At 62.2% G+C, this 19,172-nt stretch carries 14 protein-coding genes and 1 tRNA gene; 4 read left to right on the top strand and 11 right to left on the bottom strand.

Translation table 11 applies throughout. The features are described 5' to 3' along the window. Window positions 1-216 precede the first annotated feature (216 nt). The 5 genes from AAEZ08_RS18635 to AAEZ08_RS18615 all read right to left on the bottom strand — a co-directional run bounded on the left by AAEZ08_RS18635 (window position 217) and on the right by AAEZ08_RS18615 (window position 4,004). Window positions 217-390: a helix-turn-helix transcriptional regulator gene (locus AAEZ08_RS18635; protein ID WP_181066383.1), complete on the bottom strand. Its 174-nt coding sequence runs from the start codon at window positions 388-390 to the stop codon at window positions 217-219. Window positions 391-611: 221 nt separating this feature from the next. Then, window positions 612-687, bottom strand: a tRNA-Thr gene (locus AAEZ08_RS18630). 99 nt (window positions 688-786) lie between these two features. Continuing rightward, on the bottom strand, window positions 787-1,989 hold the full coding sequence (locus AAEZ08_RS18625) for a methyltransferase (protein ID WP_427703361.1): 1,203 nt from the start codon (window positions 1,987-1,989) through the stop codon (window positions 787-789). 94 nt (window positions 1,990-2,083) lie between these two features. Next, window positions 2,084-3,460 (bottom strand): TRAP transporter large permease, encoded by a 1,377-nt coding sequence (locus AAEZ08_RS18620; protein ID WP_003281028.1) that lies wholly within the window; start codon window positions 3,458-3,460, stop codon window positions 2,084-2,086. Further along, window positions 3,453-4,004, bottom strand: coding sequence for a TRAP transporter small permease subunit (locus AAEZ08_RS18615; RefSeq protein ID WP_003281030.1), 552 nt, complete (start codon window positions 4,002-4,004; stop codon window positions 3,453-3,455). The genes AAEZ08_RS18620 and AAEZ08_RS18615 overlap by 8 nt, the downstream gene beginning before the upstream one ends. Window positions 4,005-4,291: 287 nt before the next feature. Here AAEZ08_RS18615 and AAEZ08_RS18610 point away from each other — a divergent pair, with 287 nt between their 5' ends. Next, a complete protein-coding gene (locus tag AAEZ08_RS18610) occupies window positions 4,292-5,395 on the top strand; it encodes a TRAP transporter substrate-binding protein (RefSeq protein ID WP_003281032.1) in 1,104 nt (367 codons plus the stop codon). A gap of 89 nt (window positions 5,396-5,484) precedes the next feature. Here the strand turns inward: AAEZ08_RS18610 and AAEZ08_RS18605 are convergent, their stop codons facing one another. From AAEZ08_RS18605 to AAEZ08_RS18590, 4 genes are all read right to left on the bottom strand, one after another. Further along, window positions 5,485-5,910, bottom strand: a complete 426-nt coding sequence (locus AAEZ08_RS18605) for an OsmC family protein (RefSeq protein WP_102820951.1) — start codon at window positions 5,908-5,910, stop codon at window positions 5,485-5,487. Window positions 5,911-5,956: 46 nt separating this feature from the next. After that, a complete protein-coding gene (locus AAEZ08_RS18600) occupies window positions 5,957-6,265 on the bottom strand; it encodes a DUF2388 domain-containing protein (protein WP_500124870.1) in 309 nt (102 codons plus the stop codon). 66 nt (window positions 6,266-6,331) lie between these two features. After that, window positions 6,332-11,041 carry a PAS domain S-box protein gene (locus AAEZ08_RS18595; protein ID WP_500124869.1) on the bottom strand — a complete coding sequence of 1,570 codons (4,710 nt, stop codon included), beginning with the start codon at window positions 11,039-11,041 and terminating at the stop codon, window positions 6,332-6,334. Between the two features lie 190 nt (window positions 11,042-11,231). Continuing rightward, window positions 11,232-12,818 carry a L,D-transpeptidase family protein gene (locus AAEZ08_RS18590; RefSeq protein WP_500124868.1) on the bottom strand — a complete coding sequence of 529 codons (1,587 nt, stop codon included), beginning with the start codon at window positions 12,816-12,818 and terminating at the stop codon, window positions 11,232-11,234. A 228-nt stretch (window positions 12,819-13,046) separates the two neighbouring features. Here AAEZ08_RS18590 and AAEZ08_RS18585 point away from each other — a divergent pair, with 228 nt between their 5' ends. Further along, the gene (locus AAEZ08_RS18585; RefSeq protein ID WP_500124867.1) at window positions 13,047-13,757 is read left to right on the top strand and encodes a murein L,D-transpeptidase catalytic domain family protein; all 711 of its coding nucleotides are present in this window, start codon (window positions 13,047-13,049) and stop codon (window positions 13,755-13,757) included. 51 nt (window positions 13,758-13,808) lie between these two features. Here the strand turns inward: AAEZ08_RS18585 and tfpB are convergent, their stop codons facing one another. Both tfpB and AAEZ08_RS18575 read right to left on the bottom strand, forming a co-directional pair. Beyond that, window positions 13,809-15,593: a type IV pilus assembly ATPase TfpB gene (tfpB, locus tag AAEZ08_RS18580; RefSeq protein ID WP_003281041.1), complete on the bottom strand. Its 1,785-nt coding sequence runs from the start codon at window positions 15,591-15,593 to the stop codon at window positions 13,809-13,811. Window positions 15,594-15,697: 104 nt separating this feature from the next. Continuing rightward, on the bottom strand, window positions 15,698-17,062 hold the full coding sequence (locus tag AAEZ08_RS18575; protein WP_500124866.1) for a CYTH domain-containing protein: 1,365 nt from the start codon (window positions 17,060-17,062) through the stop codon (window positions 15,698-15,700). A gap of 113 nt (window positions 17,063-17,175) precedes the next feature. On the opposite strand from AAEZ08_RS18575, the gene AAEZ08_RS18570 reads away from it, so the two are divergent. Both AAEZ08_RS18570 and AAEZ08_RS18565 read left to right on the top strand, forming a co-directional pair. Next, complete coding sequence (locus AAEZ08_RS18570) at window positions 17,176-17,853, top strand: TIGR00153 family protein (RefSeq protein WP_003281043.1); 678 nt, start codon at window positions 17,176-17,178, stop codon at window positions 17,851-17,853. A gap of 38 nt (window positions 17,854-17,891) precedes the next feature. Next, complete coding sequence (locus AAEZ08_RS18565; protein WP_003281044.1) at window positions 17,892-19,157, top strand: inorganic phosphate transporter; 1,266 nt, start codon at window positions 17,892-17,894, stop codon at window positions 19,155-19,157. Window positions 19,158-19,172 lie beyond the last annotated feature (15 nt).

Here is a 19,172-nt window from a genome sequence, read left to right as displayed (position 1 = left end):
GCGTCCGCTTAAAAAATACGCGGACACCATCGTCCTTAATGCGGGAGTTCGGAAGGTGACTTGGCTGGACGCTTACGTTTCTCTGAGGCGTTCATACCGTATTCCTCATTTTTCGGGCGCAAGGGTGCCCGCAAGCCAAAATGACTGGCTTCGATAGAAAAAAGATTGGGACAGCCCTCTAGACGGCAGTGGCTCGATTAGAGGGCGAGGCGGGCGTCAGGCTTCGATCGTGAGGAAGTGTTCCACATCCCTGCGCAACCACAAAAGGCGCCGCCCAAAGTGGCGTGGTTGCGGAAAACCGGGGTTTTGTCGCATACGCCAGAGGGTCGTGCTGCTGCAGCGCAGCAGCTGACAAAGCTCGGCGCTAGTCAGGAAGATTTCGTGTGGCATGGCAGGTGCTCCTCGTGATGTGTAGAAACACTGTGCCGTTCTGTGAAAGCTTTTTGGGGTGGAATTCGACCACATTCTTGTAGGTTTAGGATTTCGCCACGATAGCTCAGAGAAGCGCTTCAATTGGTCGAATGAGGGGTAGCGCCGGGGATGTGTTGAGCAAAGTGTTGAGCAGAAACGAAAAAGGCCCACCTGCGGTGAGCCTAAGTCGTTGATCTATATGGTGCCGGCACCAGGAGTCGAACCCGGGACCTACTGATTACAAGTCAGTTGCTCTACCAGCTGAGCTATACCGGCATTTGAGGGTCGCCATTATATCCATTGCGCGCGGCGAGTAAACCGTTTGGTTACGGTGACTTGCAGTTGCTTGTTCAGGCTCAGTCACTTTTTGCGGAGTTAGGCGCGTTCGGCGAGTAGCAGCAAGTTTCGCGGCGTCAGTTCGTGGGGGCAGAAGGTGCCCAGACGAACGTGATAGCCCTGTTCCTCGAGTAGCAACGCGCGGTCTAGCAGCAGCCACAGTTCCAGCGGGCGGCGGAACAGGCTGCGCACCAGCTCCAGATTGCGGACTTCGGCTAGGCGCTGCCAGCCGCTTCGCTCCAATGCCGCCCAGTCTTCTTTGCCCGGTGCGGGTAGCTGCTTGAGTGCGGCGAGGTCGCGGCAATAGTCGGAGAAGTCCTTCTTCAGCCAGGCACTGGGTAGCGAGGGTGTTGGCAGGTAGTCGTCTTGCTGGCGCAAGCTACGCTGCAGCGTGTCGAAGCCCAGCCGCCAGGCCATGGACTGATCGCGGTTGCGCCGTTCCCGGGCGCCGGCGGTGACTGTCTCACTCAGCGGCAGGCCTAGGTCGTCGCGCGTTAGCTGCAGCGCAGACCCCGCGGCTGCCTTGGAGAGCGGGGCATAAGTATTTTCCTGGGTGCGGTTATAGCAACAGGGCGCCACGGCGAGCTGGCGACACTGTTTGGCGATAGCCAGTTGTAGCAACCGTACATGCAGGTCGCCGCAGGCATGCAGCGCGATCGGGGTATGTGTGGCGTGCAGCTGTTCGGCAGCGCTGGCGGCCAGGACGTCCTGGCATTGGTGGTTCGCCACGATGCCCATTCGTTTGCTCATCTGGGCACCTGCTTCGACCAGCGCATCGTCCCACTCCAGGCAAGTCAGCGCGGTACCGTTGCCGGCCAGGTACCGGCCGAGATGTCCCTTGCCGGCGCACCAGTCCAGCCAATGTCGAGGTGTTTCGCGAAACTGCAGGCGTGCGCTGAATGCCTGGATTTGTAGCGACTTGCGCCCCGGTACGTCCACGCTCTGCCGATGGCTGATCGCAGGCGAAGCTCCCACGGGCAGCTCGTCGATCTGGCTCAGTTGGCTGGCCATGGCGGCCAACTGGGGGAAAGGGGCCGGCGCGTCGAGTTCGGTTGGGTGGTTATGCGCGGCTTCAGCGTCGGCCAGTGAGCGGGCGCGGAGCCACGCGGCGAGTTCGGGGTAGTCGACTTCCCAGAGCAGTGTTCGACAGACGAACGGGCGCTGCCGCCATAGCGACTGATGCTGGGTGAGAAAGCGATCCAGCGCGTGGAAGCGTTCGAGTAGCGACGGAGAGGCAGACATCGGCGAGGTGAGTAGTGGGACGGCTGCCGATTGTAGCGGGATGTCTGTTGCATGAAGCACAACGCCCGTCGAGGGACGGGCGTTGCAGTTGCGGTTACTTGCCGTAGACCTGTTCCGGCAGCCAGGTGACGATTCCCGGCCACATATAGGCCACCACCAGCATGCCGATCTGAATCGCGATGAAGGGCAGCACGCCTTTGTACATCACACTGGTCGGAACGCTGCGTGGCGTGACACCGCGTAGGTAGAACAGCGAGAAGCCGAACGGCGGGGTAAGGAATGAAGTCTGCAGATTGATCGCAAACATTACGCCGAGCCAGACCGGGTCCAGACCCATGGCCAGCAGGATCGGGCCGACGATGGGCACCACCACGAAAATGATCTCGATGAAATCGAGGATGAAGCCCAGCAGGAAGATGACCAGCATCACCACCAGGAAGGCGCCGAGCACACCGCCTGGCAGTGAATGCAGCGCATCCTCGATCAGTGCTTCACCGCCGAAGCCGCGGAACACCAGGGAGAACAGCGAGGCACCGATAAGGATCAGGAACACCATCGAGGTGATTTCGGTGGTACCGAACGCCACTTGCTTGAGCTGGGTGAAGTTCAACTGCCCCTTGGCGATCGACAGCAGTGTCGCGCCGAGCGCACCGATGGCGGCAGCCTCGGTTGGGGTGGCATACCCAGCCAGAATCGAGCCGAGCACCGCGGTGATCAACAGCAGTGGTGGCAGCAGCGCGCCGATCAGTTTGCCCCATTCAATCGGCCCCAACTCTTCTTGAGGCAGGGCGGGTAATTTCTTGGGCTGGAAGATGGCGACGGCGATCAGGTAGAGGATGTACATGCCGACCAGCAAAAGGCCCGGAATCAGCGCGCCGACGAACAGATCGCCGACTGACACGGTTTTGGGCGAGAAGATACCCAGCTTCAGTTGCGCTTGCTGGAAGGCGCTGGACATCACGTCGCCGAGTAGAACCAGGATGATCGACGGCGGGATGATCTGCCCGAGCGTGCCGGTGGCGGCAAGGGTGCCGGTGGCGATGGCTGGGTCGTAGCCGCGACGCAGCATGGTCGGCAGCGCCAGCAGACCCATGGTGACCACGGTGGCGCCGACGATGCCGGTACTGGCCGCGAGCAGCGCGCCGACCACGCAGACCGAGATCGCCAGGCCGCCACGCATGGTGCCGAACAGTCGCGACATGGATTCCAGCAGGTCTTCGGCGACGCGGGATTTCTCCAGCATCACGCCCATGAAGACGAACAGTGGCACTGCCAGCATCGTCTGGTTGTTCATGATGCCGAAGATGCGATTCGGCAGCGCGTGCAGGTAGCCTACGTCGAACGAGCCGGTGACTACGCCGATGCCGGCGAACAGGAGTGCCATGCCGCCAAGCGTGAAGGCGACCGGGTAACCCGACATCAGGGCAAAGCAGATGCTGATGAACAGCAGGATGGCCATGATCTCACCCATGCTTCACCTCCTGCTCTGCTTCTGGCAGACGGCCGGCGATGCGGTAGCCGGCTTTGATCAGATCCGAAAGCGCCTGGAGCGCAAGGCTACCGACCAGTAGCAGGATGATGCTCTTCTGCAGATAGACGAACTTCAGCCCACCGGATTCATTCGAGCCTTCGAGCGTCGACCAGGAGTTGCTGACGTAATCCCAGCTGTTCCAGCCCAGAAACAGGCATACGGGCAGGAGGAACAGCAGGTGGCCCACGCCGTCGACTGTCGCCTGCCGGCGACCGCTGAACTTCTGATAGAAAATGTCGACGCGGACATGGCCGTTGCGCTGCAGGGTCCAGGCGGCGGCCCCCATGAACACCAGCGCGTGGCCGTACATGACTGCCTCTTGCAGAGCGATGGCGCCGATGCCGAAACCGTAGCGAAGTACGACCACGACGGTGGTACCGATGACGAGAAACAGGGTGATCCAGGCACATAGCTGGCCGAGGCGCATGTTGCACGCATCGATTAGGCCGGCCACACGCAGCAGGGGCGGTGGGCTCTGGGACATTTTTAGTCCTTCTTGTAGACGCAAGGGTTGGCGGAAGACGGCGATTCTTGCAGTACTGGCGCTTTGCAGCAATCGGCCTACGACTTTTAGCTTATGCGCTAGGCTTGAGACGCTGGAGGCTCTAATGTTAGTCGAGCCCGAAATGGTGTCCGCATTTTCGGCACAGGCTTCGCCGCATGAGTCCGCAACCAGCTTGGCCATGAACTCATATGGAGAAAGGCGTTGCGGCCTGGCAAGCGTGGCCTTGCCGTTGCGCAAAATAAGAACAAATAACAAGGAGTAACTACATGAAACGTCGTGACATTCTCACCGCCGCTGGCGTAGGCCTGGCGGCCACTGCACTGGCTGGCTGCAATGACAAGAGTGACAAGCCGGTAGCGGGCGAAAGCAAGCAGGCCGAGCAGCAGACATTCAACTGGAAGATGGTCACCTCCTGGCCGAAGAACTTCCCTGGCGTCGGCGTCGGCGCCGAGCGTTTCGCCAATCTGGTCAACGAGATGAGCGGTGGCCGGCTGAAGATCAAGGTCTATGCCGCCGGTGAGCTGGTTCCGGCGCTGGAAGTGTTCGATGCGGTTTCGCGTGGCACGGCCGAAATGGGCCATGGCGCACCTTACTACTGGAAGGGCAAGGTCCCGGCTGCGCAGTTCTTCTGCGCGTTGCCATTCGGACCGAACGCCCAGGAAATGAACGCCTGGCTGCATCGCGGCGGCGGCATGCAGCTCTGGGAGGAGGTTTACAAGCCCTACGGCGTGCTACCGATGGCATGTGGTGCCACTGGCGTGCAGACGGCCGGCTGGTTCAACAAGGAAATCAACTCGGTCGAGGACTTCAAGGGCCTGAAGATGCGCACCCCTGGCCTGGGCGGCGAAGTGCTGACCAAGATGGGCGGGACCGTTGTGAACATGCCGGCTGGCGAAATCTTCACCGCGCTGCAAACCGGCGCAATCGATGCCACCGAGTGGATCGGCCCGTACAACGACCTGGCGCTGGGTCTGCACAAAGCCTCCAAGTACTACTACACGCCAGGCTGGCAGGAGCCGAACGTCACCTTCGAACTGGACGTGAACCTCAAGGCCTGGGATACGCTGCCAGACGATCTGAAAGCCATCGTTCGTGCCGCTGCTCGTGACGTCAACGGCGACATGCTCGACGACTACAACGCCAAGAACATGGAAGCGATGGAACAACTGCGCGAGCAGGGCGTTGAAGTGCGCCGCCTGCCGGACGAGGTCCTTGCGCGACTGAAGGAAGTGGCGGCCGAAGTGGTCGATGCATCCGCGAAGGCCGATCCGGTGGCGTCCAAGGTGTGGGAGCAGCAAAGCGCCTATCTAAACCGCCTGTACGAATATGCCGAGCTGAACGAGAAGGACATCTACAACATTCGTGGCTGATATCCGCTCCGAATGAAAAAAACGCCACACCGGCAACGGAGTGGCGTTTTTTTGTGCACGGATGGAGCAGCCTCACCGGTTGGAATGGCTCAGCTTTCCAGCGTAGCGTTGAGGGTGATGCGCGCGTTGAGCACCTTGGACACCGGGCAGCCTTCTTTTGCCTGGTTGGCTATCTGCTGAAATTGGGCGTCATCGGCGCCAGGGATTCGTGCCTTGAGAGTGAGCTCGATCGCGGTGATGCTGAAGCCTTCGCCATCCTTGTCGAGGGTCACCTCGGCGCGCGTGTCGATGCGCTCAGCAGTGAGGCCGGCCTGGCCAAGCATCATTGAAAACGCCATCGAAAAGCAGCCGGCATGGGCGGCTCCGATCAACTCTTCAGGGTTAGTTCCTGGTGTGTCCTCGAAGCGGGTGTTGAAGCCGTAAGGATTGTCCTTCAATGCGCCGCTTTCGGTGCTGATGGTGCCTTTGCCGTCTTTCAGGCCGCCTTGCCAGACGGCGGAAGCGCTCTTCTTCATACTTACCTCGTGGAGATGCGTGGATGATTAGGCAGCGGGCTCAGGCTCAGCGAGGCTGTTCGGCTGCCAGGATCGCGCTGGCCAACTCCATATCGGTGGCCTGCAGATGCGGCTGCTCACTGCGCAGTTGCTGCAGCATCGCCTCCAGATAAGGACCGCGGATCTCGCCATTGCTGGCAACGAAGCTGCCCGCATCTTCGCGCGCCGGGATCACCAGCTTGTTGTCCTTGAAAGTCAGGTAAGTGGAACCAGTGGTCGCGCCTGAAGAGAGAATGTCACGCACCAGGCCGTCGGCCATGGCACTGCCAATGGGTGCCATTGCCAGTGTGAACGCTGCGAACAGTATCTTGCGCATGAGCGGAAACTCCTTGCTGTCGTACTTTTCAGAGTCCGATGCACGCACGAGAGTTCCGGGGCTCGCTCAGCCTCGTTCGTCTATCAGGCGGCGGATGCGGGCGGCCAGCATGTCGATACTGAAAGGCTTGGCCAGGATATCCATCCCTGGACCGAGGAAGTCGTTGCGCATTTCCTCGTCCGGAACGTAGCCGGTGATGAACAGTACCTTCAGCTCGGGGCGATGTTCTTTCGCGCTTTCGACAAGTTGCCGTCCGTTGAGGCCCGGTAGGCCAAAATCGCTGACCAGCAGATCGAGACGCTTATCGCTATGCAGATAGGGCAGCGCGCTGTTGGCGTCGAAGGCTTCTACGACCTGATAGCCCAGCTCCTGCAGGACTTCCACCACCAGCATGCGCACGGCCGCTTCGTCTTCCACGACCAACACCGTCTCACCCTTCATGGCGCTGGGTACCTCAGCGCTTTGTTCCAGCGCTGGCGATGCCTCTTCTTCGGTGTGATTACGCGGGAGATAAAGAACGACCTGGGTACCTTCGCCCAGGGTGCTGTCGATGCGCACGTGGCCGCCGGTCTGCTTGGCGAACCCATACACCATCGACAGACCCAGTCCGGTGCCTTGGCCGATGGGTTTGGTGGTGAAGAACGGATCGAAGGCCTTGGCAATGGTTTGTGCCGACATGCCTGCGCCATTGTCGGTGACGCTGAGTACCACGTAATCACCTGGCTCGGGGGAGCCTGGCTGGGGCTGTTCGACGCGAACATTCTGCGTGGTCACACCGAGCTGCCCACCATCGGCCATGGCATCCCTGGCATTGATCACCAGGTTGAGCAGAGCGTTTTCCAGCTGGTGGCCGTCGGTGTAGGCAAGCCAGGTATCAGGCTGCAACTCGACGCGAAGCTGAATGTGCTCGCCCATGGTGCGGCGCAGCATGTCCTCCATAGACATTACCAGCTGGTTTACGTCCACCGGTTTGGGGGCCAGCGATTGGCGCCGGGCAAATGCAAGCAGGCGGTGGGTCAATGCGGCGGCGCGGTTGGCCGATGTGGTGGCGGCATCGATGTAACGGTCGAGGTCGCCGGTGCTGCCGCTGGCGAGCCGGCGCTGGATCAAGTCGAGTGCGCCAAGCACGCCGGTCAGCATGTTGTTGAAATCGTGGGCCAGGCCGCCGGTGAGTTGACCGATAGCCTCCATCTTCTGCGCGTGACGCAGTGCTTCCTCGGCGCGTTCGCGCTCGGCCATCTCGATATGCAGCCGGCTGTTGATTGCCGCCAGTTCGCGGGTGCGCTCGGCTACGCGTCGCTCCAGGCTGTCATTGAGTTCACGTAGCGCCTCTTCCGCGGCGACCTGGGCAGTCACGTCGGTATTGGTGCCGAACCAGTGAGTAACCTGGCCGAAGTCGTCGCGAATTGGCAGGGCTCGGGAAAGGAACCAACGGTATTTGCCGTCCTTACCGCGCAGCGGGAAGGTTTCTTCCCAGATCGAGCCGATTGCGAAGGCGCGTTTCATCGAGGCGCTGACCCGTTCGTGGTGCTCGGGGTGATTTACCGCCCGCCAGCCCAGTGCGCGCATGGCCTCGCCCGTGGTGCCGGTGTAGTCATACCAGCGCTTGTTGTACCAGTAGATGCGGCCCGCGGGGTCGGCCATCCAGGCGAATTGGCTCATGTTGTCGGCCAGCGTGCGGAACTGCTCTTCGCTTTCGCGCAGTGCACGTTCGGCGCGCATACGCTCATCAGCGGTCCAGGCTCGGTCGGCAACTTCACGAATGAAGGAAATGTCTTCGTCGAGCCAGGCCCGCGGCTGGTTCTCAAGCAGCATCATCACAGCGGAAATGCGCCCTTGCTCGAACAGCGGGACGCAAACGATGCTGCGGATCTGGCCTTCGGCGAAGTTATCGGCGTGGCTGGCCGTGCGAGCGTCATGCAGCACGTCCTCGATCACGACCAGTTCGTTTTCCAGCAAGTCGTAGAAGAAGTCGCCGTAGTCGGCGAAATGCACCACTTCGCTACTGCTGTCGGAACTGCCATCGCTCCAGTAGCGTTCGATGGTGGCGCTCTGGCTGGAGGCGTCGACGCTGGCAAACAGCACTCGGGATATGCCGATCGTGCGGCCAATCACGCTGACGGCGGCATGGGCGATGGTTTGGCTATCGTGCTGCTCGCGAAGCAAGTCGCCCAGTTCGATCAGCGCTGTCTGGCGCTGCTCAGCCTGCTGGCGATCCTTGATTTGCTCTTCGAGCATCTCGTTCATGCGCAACATGCGTTCGGCAGCGTTGCGCTCGGCAGTAATGTTGCGCGCAGTGCCGAGGATGCGTATCTCGCCGCTCGAATCAAGCAGTCGACGGCCGCGATTCGCCAGCCAGACGAACTCGCCGATGCGTGTATCGAATATCCGGTAGTCGAGTTGGAACTCGCCATCGCCTTTGCCGGTGAGGGTGTCGCCCAGCGCTTTGATCAGTGTGCTGCGATCGTCTGGATGCACCCGCGCGAGAATTTCGTGCACGTCCAGCCCTGGCTGGTCCGGCGGTATGCCGGCCATGGCCTTGAGCTGGGTGTCCCAATGCAGTGAATGCTGGCCGTCGCGGTATTCCCACACGCCGATCGATGCGATCTCGTTAGCCAGGCTGATGCGCTGCTCCGCCTCGCGCAGGGCCTTGCTCGCTCGGGTGCGCTCGGCGGCGCCGCGGATGCGCTCCAGCACCTCACGCACCAGCGCGATGTCATCCATGCTCCAGGGCTGTGTCCGGCTACGAGAAAACAACAGCGCGGTGTTCGACATGCCGGCCTCGACGCCTGGTAGTTCGGCCACCAGCAGTGTGGTGCTGGCCAGGCACTGGCGTAGCGTACTGCTCTGCGGGTCATCTCCATTGAGCAGCATCACGCCGTCGCGCTGCAGTTGTTCGAGGAGTGCCGACATGTTCTGGCCCAGGGCGTGGCGGCCGAGGCAACTGGACACAGCAGGGCTGCGCCATTCCTGACGCACCACCAGCGCCTCATCCTCCAGGCCGGCCCAGGCGATGTAATCGCAACGCAGCAACTGAGCCAGCCGCTCGTCGAGCAGGCAGCAGAAATCCACACGTTCGCTGTTGGCCTGCAGGCAGTCGCTCAGCTCCAGCAGGAAAGCCTGCAACGCCTGATGTTGGGTCCGCTCGCTGATATCGCTGAAAGTGCAGATGGCGCCCTGCAATTGGCCGTCGCGATAAATAGGCGCTACGCGGTACTCCACTGGCAGGCTGCTACCGTCGACGCGGAAGAACAGTTCGTGCTCTACATGCCGCGGTTCGCCAGTGAGCGCCGTGTGCTGAATCGGGCACTCATGTACCGGATAAGGACTGCCGTCGGGGTGGCTGTGGTGGATCGTTTGGTGCAGCTGCTTGCCGAGCACTTCGTCGCGACTGCTGAAGCCAAGCATGTTGAGAAAGGCATCGTTGCACAGGGTCACCGCGCCGGTGCAGTCGATTGAGTAGAAGCCCTCATTGGCTGAGTCGAGCAGCAGGCGAGTAAAGGCTTCACTCTCCAGGCGCTTCATTTCCGAGCGTCGGCGGCTGTCGATGTCCTGCGCTACGCAGATCCAATGCAGAAGCCGCCCATCGGTGTCGTAGATGGGCGCGGCGCTGGCTTGAAACCACCGTGGGCTGCCATCCACGTCGCGCAGTGGCAACTCCAGTCTGCACGGTAGCTCCCGGCGCATGGCCTGGCGCCATTGCTCGGCAACGGATTGGCGGTCGGCCGCGGCGATTGCCGCGAGCCAGCCGTCACCGCGTGACGCCTGCGCGCTAAGGCCCGTGAATTCACACCAGTAACTGTTGCAGAAACTCAGCTCGCCCCCGGCATCGCATTGCCAGATGACCTGCGGGCTGAGGTCGATCAGCGTGCGGTAGCGCTCTTCAGTTTCGCGAGCGGCGGCCTGCTGCACGCGGGTCTCGGTTAGATCACGCAGGATTTTGACGAAGCCTTGTACTTCGCCGCCATCAAGCAGCGGTGTGAGTATGCCGCTGGCCCAGAAACGCGAGCCATCCTTGCGTTGATGCCAGCGCTCGTCGACGGCTCTGCCCTGTTCCAGCGCCGTGCGCATCTCGTATTCGTCGGCTTTCTGCGCGCGATCTTCCTCGGTGAAGATACAGGCAGCATGTTGGCCGATGGCTTGTTCGGCCGACCAGCCGAGCAGTCGTTGCGCGCCGCTGTTCCAGCTGGTGATGAAGCCTTGTAGATCGGTGGCCAGGATGGCGTAGTCCTGAGCGCTCTCGATAATCTGGCGGTTGCGCTCTTCCTCCACGCGAAGTCGGCGCAGTTCCAGGCGAGCCATGACTTGCCGCGCTACGGCCTGTAGCTGTGTGGCCTGTCGCGATGTCAATTCGCGCGGTTGGTGGTCGAAGACACACAACGCGCCCAGCGGCAGTCCCTTGAGGTCGCGCAATATTGCCGCGGCATAGAAGCTGGCGTTCTCGCCATCGGCAAGCCGTGGCAATTGCAGTGGGGCGGCAAGAGCGTCAGCGCGTTGCTCGACCAGCGTCGCGGTCTGCAGGATCGCCTGGGCTGAAGGTGAGTACTCGCGCGCGATACGTTGGCGTTCGAGGGCGAATGCGGCTATGCAGTGTTGGTACTCGGCGTCGATGAAGTAGACGGCCGCTGCTGGGCAGGCACAGAGGTCCGCGGCCATGGCGGCGAGCTCATCGAGATCCGCTTCGCACGAGGCGTCGAGCGCGGCATAGCGAGCCAATGCGGTCAGCCGGTCAGCTTCATTCCAGATCGCTGCGGGGGCGCTGTATTCGGCGTTCAAGGTGTCCTGCTCGGCTATCCATGGCACTGAGTAATTCAGACGGGTTTATTAGTTAAACACTCGGCAGCGAAGGTCGATGTCGAGTGGTCAGCAAAAGACTACGCCGAGGCCGCTAGGTTCAGGCGGCAGGTAACGAAACTCCCGACGAACGGAGCTCTCGAGGGTAGCAGTAAGCACTCGCCGGGCTGCCCTAGCGGGCCGTGTTTAGCGCTCTGAGCAGCGCGGCGTCACGCTTGTAGATGTCTGGGCGGTAACGCGGCTGGCCGTTGTCGTCGGCGTCCGCTGTCCAGTAGGCGATCAGGATCGGCGTGGGGCGTGCGAGGCGATACTCATGGGTTTTGCCGGTCTGCAAAAGCGTTGCGACGGTTTCCCGCTCACTTTCCGCAAGCAGCAGGTCGGCCAGCTGCAGTGCTGCCTCGACCCGAACGCAGCCCGAGCTGAGAGCCCGCGCGGCACGGTTGAACAGGGGCTTGCTCGGTGTGTCGTGCAGATAAACCGAGAAGGGGTTGGCGAAGCGAATTGCGATCTGCCCGAGCGGGTTGGCCGGACCGGCGTCCTGACGCAGCATGATGCCGCGGGGGTTGTCCCAGTCGACCTGATGCGGATCGAGGCTATTGCCCTGAGCGTCGATCACGCGCATCTGGTGACGGGCCAGGTAGTTGAGGTCCTGGCGGATCAGTGGCAGCTTGTCCTGCTGCAGAATGGTCGGGGGCACGGTCCAGGTAGGGTTGAGCGTCAACCGGGTGATCCGCGATTTCAGTGGCGGAGTCTGGCGCTCTGCACGGCCGACCTGAGTGCGCGTCTGCCAGAATGGGCAGCTGTCGCGAAAGTAGATCAGCCGTGCACCGGCAATATCCACCAGCAGTGACTGCGGCTCGAGGTCACGAGTGATCCAGCGCAGGCGCTCGAGATTGATGCGCAGTTGATCCAGGCGGTTGGCCGGGCTGACGTTAAGCGCGCCCAGGGTCCCTGCGCCAACGACGCCGTCGTCTTCCAGACCGTGCTGCAACTGGAAGCCCTTCACCGCCTCGATCAGTTCGTCGTCGTAGCGCAGGTCCATCACGGGCGTGCTGCCGGCACCGGCCAGCAGGAGCTCTCGCAGCAGAGGCACGCGCGGGTCGCTCATTCCAGCCCGCAGCGTCGGGCCGGCTGGCAGCGGGTGCCATGCAGGCTTGGCTGCCTGACGCAACTCGGCGTAGGCGGCGCGCAGATCGCGGTAGAGCGCATGGGCCGGTCGCGCGCGGTCGAACGCCGCCGGCAGATCGGCGAGGCCTTGCACGGCGATCTGCAGCAGCAGTTGAGCATCATCGCGTTCGGGCGCCTCCGGGCTGCGCCAGATCGGCTCTACGTCGGCCTGTCGCAGGCGCCCGCGGGCCAGATGGTGAAGCGCTTCGAGATAGCTGTGGCTGGTCAGTATGTCGCTGCACTCGCGATGCAGCGGGGTAGCTGAGGCTTGGTAAAGCTGCTCGCGTATCCGTTCGGGCTGGTAATGGGCAGGGTCCAGGCCGTCATCGGCCAGATGTGCGAACTGTTGCAGCAGACCGTCCAGCATCCCGTAAGTGTTCCAAACGGTTTGGTATTGCAGCGTGTCGTAAAAGCTCGACAGCCGTTGCAGCGCATCCGGCCCTAGTCTGGGCAGCGTTGATGGGCAGCTCTGCGGCAGGGTTTTCAACGCGGTTTCGATCGACGTCGGCAGGGCTTGGGGCGTTTCTGCGAGAACACCGGCCGGTACCAGGCAGACCCAGACGGCAAGACGGAATGCACATTTTTTGAACAACGTTTCGCTCCAGGCCGTTCCGGTGACTGCTAGACTGCGCGCCTGTAGCCTCGTGCTTCAAGGCATATGCCCGCAATCGTTTCGAGGCCATAAAAACATATCGTGTCGGGTATTTGGGGCTCATTCGCTCCGCCCGGCTTCGTTGCGCCGCTGTTGCGATCAGTGGCGAGTATAAGGCGCCAACCAGACAGGAAGTCCTCGGGCCGTGCCTGATGAGGTTACTTGCTCATGCTTTCCACTCTTCGACGTACCTGCTTGGCGGTGGGCGTTTTCGTCCTGGCGGCGCCTGTCTTTGCGGCTAGCGCCACTGATCAGCCGATGGTCGACAGCCTGGCCCAGCTGGCACCCAAGCTGGACCGGCAGGTGCTGACTCATGCCGTCGCGGCCATGCAGTGCGCCGTCAACAACGGTGCAAGTGCTGCCCAGCGTCTGGCGGTGATCGATTTCTCGCTGCCGTCCAGCGAGCGCCGCCTGTGGATCTTCGATCTGGAGAAGGAGCAGTTGCTGCTCGAGGACCTGGTCGCCCACGGGCAGAAGTCCGGTGACAACCACGCCACCCAGTTCTCCAATACGGTTGGCAGTCACCAGTCCAGCATTGGGTTGTTCCGCACCGCCGAAAGCTACAGCGGCAAACATGGCTACTCGCTGCGCATGGACGGGCTGGAGCCGGGCATCAACGATCGCGCCCGCGAACGCGCCATCGTCATTCATCCGGCCGATTACGTGAGTCCTTCCTGGATCGCCACCCAGGGCCGCATCGGTCGCAGTCAGGGCTGCCCGGCGGTCCGGCCGGAGGTGGCGCGTATGGTGGTCGATAGCCTCAAGGGCGGCCAGTTCATGTTCTCCTGGTACCCCGATCAGCAATGGCTGCAGTCTTCTGCCTACCTCAACTGCAAGCCCAATCAAGTGGCGACCATTCTCGCCGCAGCGCAGGGCTGAGCAGGCGCGTGCGGGCAGGCCAGTGGGGCTGCCCGGCTTTGCTTGCTGCCTCTACTTCTGTTCACTCTGCGGTGTTACCCGCAGCACTTCTTCCAGCGTCGTCAGGCCAGCGGCGATCTTCTGTGCGCCTGAGAGACGCAAGCTGCGCATTCCATCTTTGAAAGCTTGGCGCCGCAAGGCAACGATGTCGGTGTCAGCGGTGATCAGCGGCTTGATCGCATCGTTCAGCAGCATGATTTCGTAAACCCCGGCACGCCCGCGGAAGCCCGTATCGCGACATTCCAGGCAGCCCACCGCCTGCTGCGCGGTGGTTGGTAGCGGGGCATTCCAGGGCTTGGTCAATGCGGTCCAGTCGTCTGCATCGAGCTGCATCGGCGCCTTGCAGTGCGGGCACAGCGTGCGTACCAGGCGTTGGGCCATGACGCCGAGCAAGGTGGCCTTGAGCAGGTAGTGCGGTACACCCAGTTCCAGGAGGCGGGTGATCGCACTGGGCGCGTCGTTGGTGTGCAGGGTGGAGAGCACCAGGTGCCCGGTCAGTGCGGCCTGGATAGCCATCTCCGCGGTTTCCAGGTCGCGGATCTCGCCGACCATTATGATGTCCGGGTCCTGACGCATCAGCGCACGCACGCCGCTGGCGAAGGTCAGCTCGATGTTGTGCTGCACCTGCATCTGGTTGAAGGCGCCCTCGATCATCTCGATCGGGTCCTCGATGGTGCAGACGTTCACTTCCGGCGTGGCCAGCTGCTTGAGCGTGGTGTAGAGCGTGGTGGTCTTGCCCGAACCGGTCGGCCCGGTGACCAGGATGATGCCGTTGGGCTGGCTGGTCATGCTCTGCCAGCGGCGCAGGTCATCGGCGGAAAAGCCCAGCTGGTCGAAGCCCTTGAGCAGCACCTCGGGGTCGAAGATGCGCATCACCATCTTCTCGCCGAAGGCGGTCGGCAGCGTCGACAGGCGCAGCTCGACTTCGCCCCCCTCCGGCGTCTTGGTCTTGACCCGGCCGTCCTGCGGCTTGCGCTTCTCGGCGACGTTCATGCGGCCGAGGGACTTCAGCCGGCTGACCACCGCCATCGTTACCTGCGGAGGGAACTGGTAGACGTTGTGCAGCACGCCATCGATGCGAAAGCGCACCGTGCCCTGCTCGCGCCGCGGTTCGATGTGAATATCGCTGGCGCGCTGCTGGAAGGCGTACTGGAACAGCCAGTCGACGATATTGACGATGTGCGAGTCGTTGGCGTCCGGCTCCTGATCGCTGGCGCCGAGGTTGAGCAGTTGCTCGAAGTTGCCGACGCCGCTGATCTTCTGGTCGGTGCCACTGGCGCCGCTGACCGACTTGGCCAGGCGATAGAACTCGACGGTGAAGCGCTGAATGTCCGTCGGGTTGGCCACCACCCGTTTGATCGGCCGCTTGAGCACGTGGGTCAGGTTGGCTTCCCAGCCATGCACGAAGGGCTGGCTGCTGGCGATGGTCACGGCGCTGCTGTCCACCGCCACGGCGAGGATGCTGTGGCGCTGGGCAAAGGCGTAGGACATCAGCGGGGTGACGGCGGCGACGTCGATCTTCAGCGGATCGATGCGCAGGTAAGGCTGACCGGCACGCTCTGCGAGCCAGACGGTCAGTGTTTCCAGATCGAGCTTCTTGCCCGGCCGCTGTAGGTCGTCGAGCTGCTGCGCGGCGAGGAATTCCAGCGGATGCTGCTGGTTGGCCACCGCGCTACGGCGGACCGTCAGGCATTGCTCGGCGCTGTCCTGTGCGACCCGTCCCTGAGCGACCAGCTCGCGCAACAGATCGTTGAGATCGAGAGGGCGGTCCTGGGGAGGCGAGTTCAGCACGGACATGGGATTCCTTCGATGCGGCGGCGGAAAAGCCAAGCTTGCCGCTAAACCCCCGGCGTTGTCTGCCGCCGGGGTTCAACTTTGAGCAGCCTGCGCCGTCTTGGAGGTTATTTCTCCAGCTGCTTCCAGGCCTTGAGTGTCCAGACCAGATGCGCTTGCTCAACCCGTAGCGCCAGAGCTTCTTCGTCGATGGGCTGGCGGGCCAGCTCATGCAGCTTGGCCAACTCGCCATACAGACGATCGACTTCCGGCAGCTCCAGTACACCACGGGCCAGATGCAGCCAGACCAGCAACCGCTCCATGCGCGGGCTCTGTTCGGCGAGGTCCTCGGGCTGCTGCTGGTAGCGCGGCAGTTGCAGCGCCTTGGCCTCTTCTGCAAGCAGGTGCAGCAGCCACTTGCCCAGCTCAGCAGCGCCCTGGCGGTCGCCCCGGGCGTTGCGACCTTCGGTCCAGCTGCGCTGCAGCAGCCACAACGAGGCCTTCAGTGATAGCAGGCCCCAGCGGGTCTGGCCCAGCTCCTCGGCAAATTGCGCGGGGGCTGCCTTGCGCAGGTCTTCATCGTCCTGGCCGGCTTCGACTCGCGGGCGCCAGTCCTGGATCAGCGCATCGAGCAGCTCGCGCAAGTCACGGCTGCTGGCGCGTGGTGCGGCCTGGCCAAGGCTGCCGAGCAGCGCGCGCAGTTCGATCAGCTGTTGCAGCCACTCGCCGAGCAGTTTCCAGCGGCCATTGAAGCGATACTGCTCGGCCAGGCGTTGGCTGTTGCCCAGCAGCTGCCAGCCGAGGGCAACCACCGTGTCGTCCAGCGGCATCGTGGCGTCGAGTTCCGGCGCCGGCAGTTGCAGGTTGTAGCCATCTGCGTCATGCAGGCGGTAACCGCGTTCAGCCTTGCTGATATCGCACGGCATCAGCGGCAGATCGGCGGCCAGCTCGGCGGCTAGCTCCAGCAACGCCTGGGGGTCGCCCTGGCGCAATTCCAACTCCAGCTCGCAGATTTCCTCGGACTGTTTGCCGGCCTTGACCTGGCCCAGGTCCAGAGCAGCCTCGATCACGACCTTGGCCTTGCCGCGGCCCCAGGCAATCTCGGCTTTCTCGCGCACGAAGTCGGTGGTGAAGATCGGTTTCAGGGCCTTCTTGTCGAGTTCGGCGAGGCTGGCTGGCCAGCAGTCGTCGCCGAGCTTCTTGGTATCCAGCTTGGCCTTGTCCAGATACCAGTCCCATTCGTTGCGCTCGGAGAGGCCTGCGACACTTTGACCGCGGCTCTTCAACGTTTGGATGAATTGCTCGCCATCGCGGCGCAGGCGCAGCGCGACTCGGGCCTGGGCAAGGGCTCGGTCGGCAGTGTCGTAATACTGGTTGAACAGCTCATGGCGCGACCAGCCACTCTTGTTGCGCTTTTTCAGCAGCGGGTGTTCGCGCAGGGCGAGCAGGGTTTCGCGGCTGGCGCGTAGCTTGATTTCGGTTTCTTTCTGCATGATGCCGACTGGGTGCCTATGATGTGTTGATGTTGCAGCCTGATGACACACGGTAGCAGGCGTGATGGCCTGTCCGTATACTTGCCGCCTCTTTCAAGCCGGGGCCATACCCTATGCCAGTCAATCCTTTCGTCAGCTTGTTCGGACGTTCGCCAATCGGCCCTATGCAACAGCATATGGCCAAGTCGCACGAATGTGCAGCGAACCTGGTGCCGCTGTTCCAGGCGGTCATGGCCGAAGACTGGGAGAAGGTCGAGCAGATCCAGCAGCAGATGTCGCAGCTGGAAAACGAGGCTGACAAGCTGAAGAAAAGCGTTCGCCAGCACCTGCCGAAAAGTCTGTTTCTGCCGGTGCCGCGTTCCGATCTGCTTGATCTGCTGAGTGTACAGGACAAGATCGCCAACCGTGCCAAGGACATCGCCGGCCTGATGCTGGGCCGCTGCATGACCATTCCGCAGCCATTGCAGCCGCAGATGCTGGCGTACGTGCAGCGCACCGTTGATGCCAGCGCCCAGGCGCTCAAGGCGTTGAAGGAGCTGGATTCATTGCTGGAAACAGGCTTCAGCGGCCGCGAAGCCACACTCGTCGAAAAGATGGTCGAAGAGCTCGAAGAAATCGAGCGTGAAACCGACCGCATGCAGATCACGGTTCGCCGTGCGCTGTTCCATCTGGAAAAGGATTTGCCAGCTGTCGACGTGATCTTTCTCTACAAGATCATTGAATGGATCGGTGATGTAGCCGACCGCGCCGAGCGCGTTGGCAACCGTCTGGAACAATTGCTGGCGCGCTAAGGCGCCAGCGTCCTTTCTGGGTTCAACAGGTAATTTCTATGTCCTTTATCGCGGATTACGGCTTCGTACTCCTGGTGCTCGCCTGCATGTTCGGTTTTTTCATGGCCTGGGGCGTGGGTGCCAACGATGTGGCTAACGCCATGGGTACCTCGGTAGGCTCCCGCGCGCTGACCATCAAGCAGGCAATCGTCGTTGCGATGGTTTTCGAGTTCTGCGGTGCCTACCTGGCCGGCGGACAAGTCACCGAAACGATCAAGAGCGGCATTGTCGATGCGTCTGCCATACCGCCGGAGCTGATGGTGCTGGGCATGATGTCGGCGTTGTTGGCGGCCGGTACCTGGCTGCTGATCGCCTCTATCAAGGGCTGGCCGGTATCGACCACGCACTCCATCGTCGGCGCAGTGATCGGCTTCGCCGCCGTGGGCGTATCGATGGATGCGGTGCATTGGAGCGGCGTCGGGCCGATCGTGGCCAGCTGGGTGGTGTCGCCCATGCTATCAGGCACCATCGCCTTTGGTCTGTTCATCAGCGTTCAGCGCTTGATCATCGATACCGATGAGCCCTTCCAGAACGCCAAGCGTTTCGTGCCGCTGTACATGTTCCTCACCGGCTTCATGGTCGCGCTGATGACCCTGTCCAAGGGGCTCAAACACATCGGGTTGGACCTGAGCAGCGCACAGAGCTTCATGTTGGCGGTAGGGGTGGGTGCTGCGGTGATGCTACTAGGTATCGCTCTGCTGACGCGTATCAAAGTCGATGTGGAGGCGGACAAGGCCTTCCATTTCTCCAGTGTGGAGAAGGTCTTTGCCGTGCTGATGATCTTCACCGCCTGCTCCATGGCTTTCGCCCACGGCTCCAATGACGTGGCCAACGCGGTGGGCCCGCTGGCTGCTGTGGTCGGTGTGCTGCAGTCCGATGGTGTCGCCACCATCAGCTCCAAGTCGGCGGTGCCGGGCTGGGTCCTGCTGCTGGGGGCAGTCGGTATCGTCATCGGCTTGGCGACCTACGGCTACAAGGTGATCGCCACCATCGGTAAGCAGATCACCGAGCTGACGCCGAGCCGCGGCTTCGCCGCCGAACTGGCTACTGCCACCACCGTGGTTGGTGCCTCGGCCATCGGTCTGCCGGTGTCCACCACCCATACGCTGGTCGGTGCGGTGCTCGGCGTGGGCATCGCTCGCGGTATCGGTGCGCTGAATCTGGGCGTGGTCGGCAAGATCTTCATGTCCTGGCTGGTGACCCTGCCGGTGGGTGCGGGCCTGGCCATCGTGTTCTTCCTCATTCTGCGCGCCATCTTCACCTGACGCCTCGCGCGGCTC

The organism is Pseudomonas sp. E45-MNA-CIBAN-0222 (assembly GCF_040310405.1).
In the GTDB taxonomy this organism is placed as follows: domain Bacteria; phylum Pseudomonadota; class Gammaproteobacteria; order Pseudomonadales; family Pseudomonadaceae; genus Stutzerimonas; species Stutzerimonas stutzeri_AC.
The sequence above is the reverse complement of the archived record's forward strand: the minus strand, read 5'-3'. Positions and strand labels throughout refer to the sequence as shown.

Coding starts and splice junctions, on each gene's coding strand:
- AAEZ08_RS18615 (WP_003281030.1), bottom strand. CDS start 4,004: ATGTCCCAGAGCCCACCGCCCCTGCTGCGTGTGGCCGGCCTAATCGAT.
- AAEZ08_RS18605 (WP_102820951.1), bottom strand. CDS start 5,910: ATGAAGAAGAGCGCTTCCGCCGTCTGGCAAGGCGGCCTGAAAGACGGC.
- AAEZ08_RS18625 (WP_427703361.1), bottom strand. CDS start 1,989: ATGTCTGCCTCTCCGTCGCTACTCGAACGCTTCCACGCGCTGGATCGC.
- AAEZ08_RS18565 (WP_003281044.1), top strand. CDS start 17,892: ATGTCCTTTATCGCGGATTACGGCTTCGTACTCCTGGTGCTCGCCTGC.
- AAEZ08_RS18610 (WP_003281032.1), top strand. CDS start 4,292: ATGAAACGTCGTGACATTCTCACCGCCGCTGGCGTAGGCCTGGCGGCC.
- AAEZ08_RS18620 (WP_003281028.1), bottom strand. CDS start 3,460: ATGGGTGAGATCATGGCCATCCTGCTGTTCATCAGCATCTGCTTTGCC.
- AAEZ08_RS18600 (WP_500124870.1), bottom strand. CDS start 6,265: ATGCGCAAGATACTGTTCGCAGCGTTCACACTGGCAATGGCACCCATT.
- AAEZ08_RS18570 (WP_003281043.1), top strand. CDS start 17,176: ATGCCAGTCAATCCTTTCGTCAGCTTGTTCGGACGTTCGCCAATCGGC.
- AAEZ08_RS18635 (WP_181066383.1), bottom strand. CDS start 390: ATGCCACACGAAATCTTCCTGACTAGCGCCGAGCTTTGTCAGCTGCTG.
- tfpB (WP_003281041.1), bottom strand. CDS start 15,593: ATGTCCGTGCTGAACTCGCCTCCCCAGGACCGCCCTCTCGATCTCAAC.
- AAEZ08_RS18585 (WP_500124867.1), top strand. CDS start 13,047: ATGCTTTCCACTCTTCGACGTACCTGCTTGGCGGTGGGCGTTTTCGTC.
- AAEZ08_RS18575 (WP_500124866.1), bottom strand. CDS start 17,062: ATGCAGAAAGAAACCGAAATCAAGCTACGCGCCAGCCGCGAAACCCTG.